Source organism: Streptomyces colwelliae (assembly GCF_048158785.1).
Lineage (GTDB): Bacteria > Actinomycetota > Actinomycetes > Streptomycetales > Streptomycetaceae > Streptomyces.
In genome coordinates this window covers 1-7,149 of the sequence record NZ_JBLTJC010000473.1, presented here as the reverse complement: position 1 = coordinate 7,149, position 7,149 = coordinate 1, and the positions used below count along the sequence as shown (strand labels likewise).

Annotated in this window: 7 protein-coding genes and 1 pseudogene; 6 read left to right on the top strand and 2 right to left on the bottom strand. The window is 70.6% G+C overall.

All coding sequences use genetic code 11. From position 1 onward, the window contains the following. Positions 1-126 (top strand): annotated as a pseudogene (locus tag ACNFOC_RS48110) (PadR family transcriptional regulator); the annotation flags it as partial. 476 nt (positions 127-602) lie between these two features. Here ACNFOC_RS48110 and ku read toward each other — a convergent pair. After that, positions 603-1,655, bottom strand: coding sequence for a non-homologous end joining protein Ku (ku, locus tag ACNFOC_RS48105; RefSeq protein ID WP_521986848.1), 1,053 nt, complete (start codon positions 1,653-1,655; stop codon positions 603-605). Between the two features lie 80 nt (positions 1,656-1,735). Between ku and ligD the strand changes: the two genes are divergently transcribed. Next, complete coding sequence (gene ligD / locus ACNFOC_RS48100) at positions 1,736-2,617, top strand: non-homologous end-joining DNA ligase (RefSeq protein WP_416965327.1); 882 nt, start codon at positions 1,736-1,738, stop codon at positions 2,615-2,617. Between the two features lie 112 nt (positions 2,618-2,729). Next, positions 2,730-4,013, top strand: coding sequence for a hypothetical protein (locus ACNFOC_RS48095; protein ID WP_416965326.1), 1,284 nt, complete (start codon positions 2,730-2,732; stop codon positions 4,011-4,013). Between the two features lies 1 nt (position 4,014). Here ACNFOC_RS48095 and ACNFOC_RS48090 read toward each other — a convergent pair whose 3' ends face one another. After that, the gene (locus tag ACNFOC_RS48090; RefSeq protein ID WP_416965325.1) at positions 4,015-4,818 is read right to left on the bottom strand and encodes a nuclease-related domain-containing protein; all 804 of its coding nucleotides are present in this window, start codon (positions 4,816-4,818) and stop codon (positions 4,015-4,017) included. 96 nt (positions 4,819-4,914) lie between these two features. On the opposite strand from ACNFOC_RS48090, the gene ACNFOC_RS48085 reads away from it, so the two are divergent. The 3 genes from ACNFOC_RS48085 to ACNFOC_RS48075 all read left to right on the top strand — a co-directional run. Further along, a complete protein-coding gene (locus tag ACNFOC_RS48085) occupies positions 4,915-5,421 on the top strand; it encodes a protein-tyrosine phosphatase family protein (protein WP_416965324.1) in 507 nt (168 codons plus the stop codon). Positions 5,422-5,558: 137 nt separating this feature from the next. Continuing rightward, positions 5,559-6,272, top strand: a complete 714-nt coding sequence (locus ACNFOC_RS48080; RefSeq protein ID WP_416965323.1) for a hypothetical protein — start codon at positions 5,559-5,561, stop codon at positions 6,270-6,272. Continuing rightward, positions 6,269-7,149 (top strand): histidine kinase dimerization/phospho-acceptor domain-containing protein (locus tag ACNFOC_RS48075; RefSeq protein WP_416965322.1); only part of this gene is annotated, 881 nt, incomplete at its 3' end. The genes ACNFOC_RS48080 and ACNFOC_RS48075, both read left to right, overlap by 4 nt.

Sequence of the window (7,149 nt, the reverse complement as noted above, 5' to 3'; positions counted from 1 at the left end):
CCGGCGACGCTCCAGCAGATCTATCGCGAGCTGGGAAAACTGGAGGCCGAGGGCCAGATCAGGGCACTCGCGTCCGAGCAGCCGGCCCGCGGCCAGAAGAAGCGCTACGAGGTCCTGCCCGGGGGGGCTTCCTGTCGGGATCTTCGCTGCGATTCTTGCCGAGGTTTCTTCGCGGGCGGGGTGAGCTTGGTCGCGGTCGCGGCGACGGTGGCAGCGGGTGGGGTAGCGCTACGCGGGGACCGGCGAGGAGGCTGCGGCTCAAGCCGATCGCTTGCGGGTCGCCTTCTTGGCCCAGGTCTTCGCCGGCGCGGTGGACTTCGTTGCGGTGGGGCAGGTAGCGCTACGCGGAGACTGGCGAGGGGGTGCGGCACAAGCCGCTCGCTTGCTGGGAGTTGGCTTCTTCACCAGCGGCGCCTTCGCGGGCGCGGTGGCCGTGGGTGGGGTAGCACTGCGCTGGGACCCGTAAGAAAGCTGCCGCTCAAACCGTTCGCTTGCGGGGAGTTGCCTTCTTCTGCGGCGACTCCTTCGCGGGCGCGATCGGCTTCGTCACGGTGGCCGTGGGTTGGGTAGCGCTACGCGAAGACCGGTAAGAAAACTGCCGCTCAAGCCGTTCGCTTGCGGGGAGTTGCCTTCTTTGCCGGGGTCTTCTTCGCCGTCGGCGTGGACTTGGTCGCCGTTGTCTTTTTGGTCGTCCGGGTCGACTTCTTCGCCGATGCCGATGTCGACGCCGAGGATTGCGACTGCGACTTCTTCGCCGCTGTCGTCTTCTTCGTTGCCGTGGAGGTCGACTTCTTGCCCGGGGTCTGTTTGGGGGTCGCTCGGGGTGCGATACGTCTGACCTGGGCCTTCGTTGCCGTTTCCGTGTCGGCCGGCTCCTCGCCGCGCGACTCCTTCGCCTCGCGGACGCTCTTCTCCAGGGCCGCCATCAGGTCCAGGACCTTGGCGCCGGGGGCCGGGGACGGGGACGTCGCGGGCTGTTCGCCGGAGGCCTTCGCGGTGATCATCTCCTCGACCGCCTCGCGGTAGTCGTCGTGGAGGTCCGCGAGGTCGACCTCGCCCAGGGTGTCCATGAGGGCGTCCGCGAGGTCGAGTTCCTTGTCGCGGACGGTGACGCTCGTGTCGGGGGCGACGCCCTCGGGGACGCGGATCTCGTCCGGCCAGAGCAGGCCGTGCATGGCGATCACGTCGTCGACCACGCGCAGCATGCCGAGGCGTTCGCGGCCCCGCAGCGCGTACTTCGCGATGGCCACCTTCTGGCTGCGCTTCAGCGCCTCGCGCAGCAGGGTGTACGGCTTGGCCGCGGGGACGCCGTTCGCGGAGAGGTAGTACGCCGCGTCCATCTGGAGCGGGTCGATCCGGTCGGCCGGCACGAACGCCACGATCTCGATCGTCTTCGCCGTCGGGATCGGCAGCTGGGCCAGATCCTCGTCCGTGATAGGGATCATCGTGCCGTCCGCGTCCTCGTACGCCTTGCCGATCTCGGCCTGGGCGACCTCACGGTCCTCCAGTTCGCAGACCTTGCGGTAGCGGATGCGGCCGCCGTCCTCCGTGTGGATCTGGCGGAAGGAGACGGAGTGGCTCTCGGTCGCGTTCACCAGCTTGATCGGGATGCTGACCAGGCCGAAGGAGATGGCGCCGTTCCATATGGATCGCACCTGCCGCACCCGCCTTCCGATTCCGGCTCGCGATTCTGGCCCACGTCCGGTTCGTCACGTTTCCGTGGGATTCTCATCGTATGACGCCGATCACAGAGGTGGAGGGGCGAAGGCTCGCGCTCAGCAACCTGGACAAGGTGCTGTACCCGGCGACCGGCTTCACCAAGGGCGAGGTCCTGCACTACTACGCCACCACCGCCGAGGTTCTGCTGCCCCATCTGCGGGACCGGCCGGTGTCCTTCCTGCGCTACCCGGACGGGCCGGACGGTCAGGTGTTCTTCACCAAGAACGTGCCGCCTGGTACGCCCGACTGGGTCACCACCGCGGAAGTGCCCCGGTCGGAGGGGCCGGCCCGGATGGTTCTGGTGCAGGATCTGGCGTCGCTGATGTGGGCCGCGAATCTCGTCACCGAGTTCCATACGCCGCAGTGGGTGATCGGGGCGCCGGGCCTCGCCGACCGGCTGGTCTTCGACCTCGATCCGGGGGCGCCGGCGACCGTCGTGGAGTGCTGCGAGGTCGCGGTGTGGCTGCGGGAGCGGCTGGCGGTGGACGGGATCGAGGCGTACGTCAAGACGTCCGGGGCGAAGGGGTTGCATCTGTTGGCGGGGGTGGAGCCGGTGCCTTCGGAGCGGGCGGTCGAGTACGCGAAGGAGTTGGCCGTCGAGGCGGAGAAGGCCTTGCCCCGGCTCGTCGTGCATCGGATGACGCGGAGTCTGCGGCCGGGGAAGGTGTTCGTCGACTGGAGCCAGAACGCCGCGCGGAAGACGACGGCCACGCCTTATACGTTGCGGGCGCGGTCTGAGCCGACCGTCTCCGCACCTGTGACCTGGGAAGAGATCGAGGCGTGCCGTTCCCCTCGCCAACTCGCCCTCCTCGCCCCGGACATGGGCCCCCGCCTGCGGGACCACGGTGATCTGCTCGCCCCGCTCCTCGGCCCGGAGCACGCCGCTCCACTGCCCTGAGTTCAGCGGGCTGACCAAATCGCGGAATTCCCCGGTCCGTCCGGCGGCAGGTCCACCCTTGGCCCAACCAAAAAAGCCAAGGGGGTCACCCATGAGTAAGGACCGGCATGGATTGACAGCACCACGTTCCCGCACCGTCCGCCGCAGCCTCCTCGCCGGCCTGACGGTCCTGACCCTGGGCGCCGTGCCCTGGGCCCCGACCGCCGCCGCGGTTTCCGCACCCGCCGCGAACCCCGAGGTGATCACCGACTGGAGCGAGACCGCCGTAGCCACGGTCAACGGTGACGCCAAGCGTCCCGGAGCGGAGCAGTTCCTCTGGTACGGCTTCGTCTCGGCCGCCGTCTACAACGCGGTCGTCGGCATCGAAGGCCGCTACACCGAGTACAAGTGGCACGAGCGCGGGCCCCGGTCCGCCTCCCCGGAAGCCGCCGCCGCGGCCGCCGCCCACCGCGTCCTGCTCACCTACTTCCCGGCTTCACAGGCCCGGCTCGACGCCGCCTACTCCGCCTCCCTCGCCAAGATCCCCGACGGGACGGCCGAGGACCAGGGCGTCGCCTTCGGCGAGCGGGCCGCCGCACGGATCGTGCAGCTGCGCGAGAACGACGGGCGCGGCGCTCCGGTGACGTTCGACAAGCCGCCCGCGCCCGGCGTCTGGCGGCCCACCCCGCCCGCCAACGCGCCGATGGCCGTGCCGTGGCTCGCGAAGGTCCGGCCGATGCTGCTCGACTCACCGGATCAGCTACGGCCCGTACCGCCGCCCAAGCTCACTTCGAAGCAGTACGCCAGGGACTTCGCCGAGGTGAAGGCCATGGGAGGGAAGACCGGCTCGGCGCGGACCGCCGCACAGACCGAGACCGGGCTGTTCTTCGGTGACGTGCTGCCGGTGCAGTTCCAGGCCGCCTACCGCGGCTACACCACCCGCCACGGGCTGGGCCTCGTGGACGCGGCCCGACTGTTCGCGGCCGCGGGCACGGCAACGGCCGACGCCACCATCACCGCGTGGAACACCAAGCTGACGTACGGCCAGTGGCGCCCCATCACCGCGATCCAGCTGGCCGACACCGACGGCAACCCGGCCACCGCACCGGACCCGTCCTGGGCGCCCCTGCTCGACACGCCTCCCTACCCGGACTACATGAGCGGCCACTGCACCTACGACGGCGCGGCGATGCGCGTCCTGTCCCGCCTGACCGGCGGTGACATCGACTTCCGTATCTCGTCCGCCGTGACGGGCACCGCCCGTACATACACGACCGCGGCCGCCTACAACCAGGACGTGATCAACGCCCGGGTCTGGGCCGGGATCCACTTCCGCACGAGCGACATCGTCGCCAACCGCATCGGCACGCGTATCGGTGATCTCGCGCTCGCCCACTACTTCAGGCCGCTGAAGTAGCTCACACCCTCCCCCACGTATGCCGGTCCCTCGCCATCGCGTGCAGCGCCTCCACATCCGCGGGCTTCAACACCCCGCCCGTCCTTGCCAGTCCGGACAACTCCGTGTCCTGGAGTACGCGGACCTCGCGCAGCGGCGTGGTCACCCGGACGTCCGCCGGGCCGGCCAGGGCGAGGATCGGGTGGACCTCGGCCGTCAGCGCGTACGACGCGCGGTTCGCGTCGGAGCGGGCCCGGCGGAGCAGGGGGAGGGGGTCGCGGCGGCCCAGGGCGACCATGGGGTCGGTGATCTGGACGCGTTGTTTGCGGGCGTACAGCGTGTGCAGGGCGAAGAGGCCGCCGGGGCCGATCAGCAGGTGGTGGAGGCGGTCGCCGCCGGGGAGCGGGATGGAGTGGAGGGTGTGCCAGCCCGCGCCGTCGAGATCGTCCAGGGCCTGGCCCACCGCCTGTTCGGCGGTCAACGCGCGGTGCCTCGGGTCGGGACGGAGGCGGCGCTGCGGGCCCGGGTCTCGGTCGAGGGCCACGTGGAGTGCCTCGCCGGGGCGGTTGGGGGCCAGGTCGTCGTCCGGGAGGAGGGAGAGCCGCGCGAGTTCCGCCGGGGTCGGTACCGGAGGCGGGCCCACGGTGACCGGGCCGGTGAGGAAGGGGCCGAGGGCGTGCAGGACGTCCTCTCTGCGGTCCTCGCTCAGCAGGTTGATCCGGGCCGCCTCCCTGTCGTACCAGGCGACGTTCCTTCCGTCGGTGTGGCAGACGTACAGCCGTTCCTGGCCGTGGCGCCAGGTCGGTATGACGCGCAGTCCGTTCATGCACCATCACCCCTCGACCATGGGAACAGGCGGGGTGCTCAAGGGGCAAGAACCCGGTTACCTTTGGGTCAGTCGCTGGGGCTTGGGGAGGCGCCGTTGCGGACGCGCAGGAAGCAACCCGACGTACCCGCTCCGGACAGTCCGTGGAGCGAGATCACGCCCGGTCTGTGGATGGGCGGACACGAGTTCAGGGGGCGGTCGGGGCAACTGGAGTTCGCGGTGGTGCGGGACGAGTTCGATCTCGTGCAGACACTGCTGCGGCTGCCGGGGCACGGGCCCGACACCGGTGTCGAGCACCATGTGTGGCCGATTCCGGACGGGCCGCTGGACGGGACGCAGCTCGCCGGCGTGATGCGGCTGGCCGTCGCCGCCTGCGACGCGCTGGACGAGGGACGGAAGGTCCTCGTGCGCTGCTACCACGGCTACAACCGGTCGGGCCTGGTCGTCGCCCACGCTCTGGTCCGCCGCGGGCACTCCACCGAGGAGGCGATACGGCTGATCCGCTCCCGCCGCTCCCCGTGGGCCCTCCACAACGAACTGTTCGTCGAGTACCTGCGGACGGGACTCTCCACGGCCCGGCTGCTGGAGGAACTGGCCGAGTAATCGTTCCCTCAACCCACCCGCGCACATGAACAAAAAGGACTTCCGTACGAATAGGGTGTACGGGTCCCACACCAGCGCCCCGCAGGAGAGCAGTGCCGTCCAGTCGTCCCGTGCGCCCTGTGCGTCCCGCGCGCCCCATGCGTACCGCCCGCACCACCGCCACCGTCGCTCTCCTGCTCGCTACCGCGGTGGCCTGCGGTGACACCGGCGCACTGCGGGGCGCGGGCGCCACCCCCACGGCGACCAGCCCCGCCAAGCTTTGGCCGAATCTGTCGCCCGCCTCCTCCCCCGCCTACGACTTCGACGAGGCGGACACGGAGACCGTGAAGGGCGTCACCGTCCCCGGCGACGACATCCGCGAGGTGGACCCGATCGCCGTCGTACGGGCGGAGATCGCCGCGAATCCCAGCGACTACGACGGTTCCAAGGCGCCGTACCGGGGGACGGCCGAGCGGATCGGGGACTGCGAGAAGGGTGGGGACCGTAGCGCCTGCCCCGTCCTCAGGCCCTACTACCGCGACCTCACCGGCGACGGGCACGACGACCTCACGCTCGGGTTCCGTCTCCTGCCGACCAAGATGACCGCCGTACGCGTCTACACCGTCGAGAAGCACAAGCTCGTGCAGGTCATGGCCAACGACGACGCGGTCAGCGGGGTCGAACTGGCCGGGCGCTCGGTGATCATCCGCTCGCCGTCGGAGCTCGCGGGGTACGAGTACCGCGTGCAGTGGACGTGGGACGCGGACCAGAAGGCGATGCTGCTGACCCACGACGAGTTCCTGCGTACGGGCAGCCGTAAGCACGGGGTCCGCCGGGCGACACCGGTGCCCACCACCGCGGCGACCCCGTGACGGGGCTCGCGCTGCCCCGGTGGGCCGGGACCCTCGCCTTCAAGGCCGGCGTGTTCATCACCGTGATGTGCTGCGCGCTGGCCGCCCTGCTCGGCGTACTCGTGCATGTCTCGGTGACCGATCAGACCGTCGGCCAGGCCCGTGGCCTCGCGTTGTCGCGGCTGAAGGAGGCGACGACGCAGTACGAGGCCGGGGACTCGCTCGTGCGCGGCGCCGGCGTCGATCCCGAGGACCTGCCCGCGCCTCTACGAGAACTGGCGGCGGCCGGGGAGCGCGGCACGATGGTCGGCAGACATCGGGGGCGCCCCACGATGTGGGCGGCGGGGCCCGCCTCCGGCGACCGGGTGCTGGCCGTGGGGGTCGACTACTCGCAGGGCTCGAACACCATCGCCGGCCTTGACCGGGCGATCGTCTGGTCCTCGGCGCTCGCGATCGGGGCGACGCTGCTGGTCGGCGCGTTCGCGGTGACCCGGGTGACCCGGCGGTTGCACGGGACCGCGCAGGTCGCGCGGCGGATCAGCGCGGGTGACCTGGACGCGCGGGTCGACGATCCGCGTACCAAGGACGTGACCCTGCCTCAGGACGAGGTGGCCGCGGTGGCCGCCGCGCTGGACACGATGGCCTCGTCGTTGCAGGGGAAGTTGCTGAGCGAGCAGCGGTTCACGGCGGATGTGGCCCATGAGTTGCGTACGCCGTTGACTGGGTTGCACGCGGCGGCCGAGTTGTTGCCTCCGGGGCGGCCGACCGAGTTGGTGCGGGACCGGGTGGCCGCGTTGCGCACACTCACGGAGGACCTGCTGGAGATCTCCCGGCTCGATACGCGGCGGGAGAAACTCGAGCTGGACACCGAGCAGTTGGGGGCGGTGGCGGGGCGGGT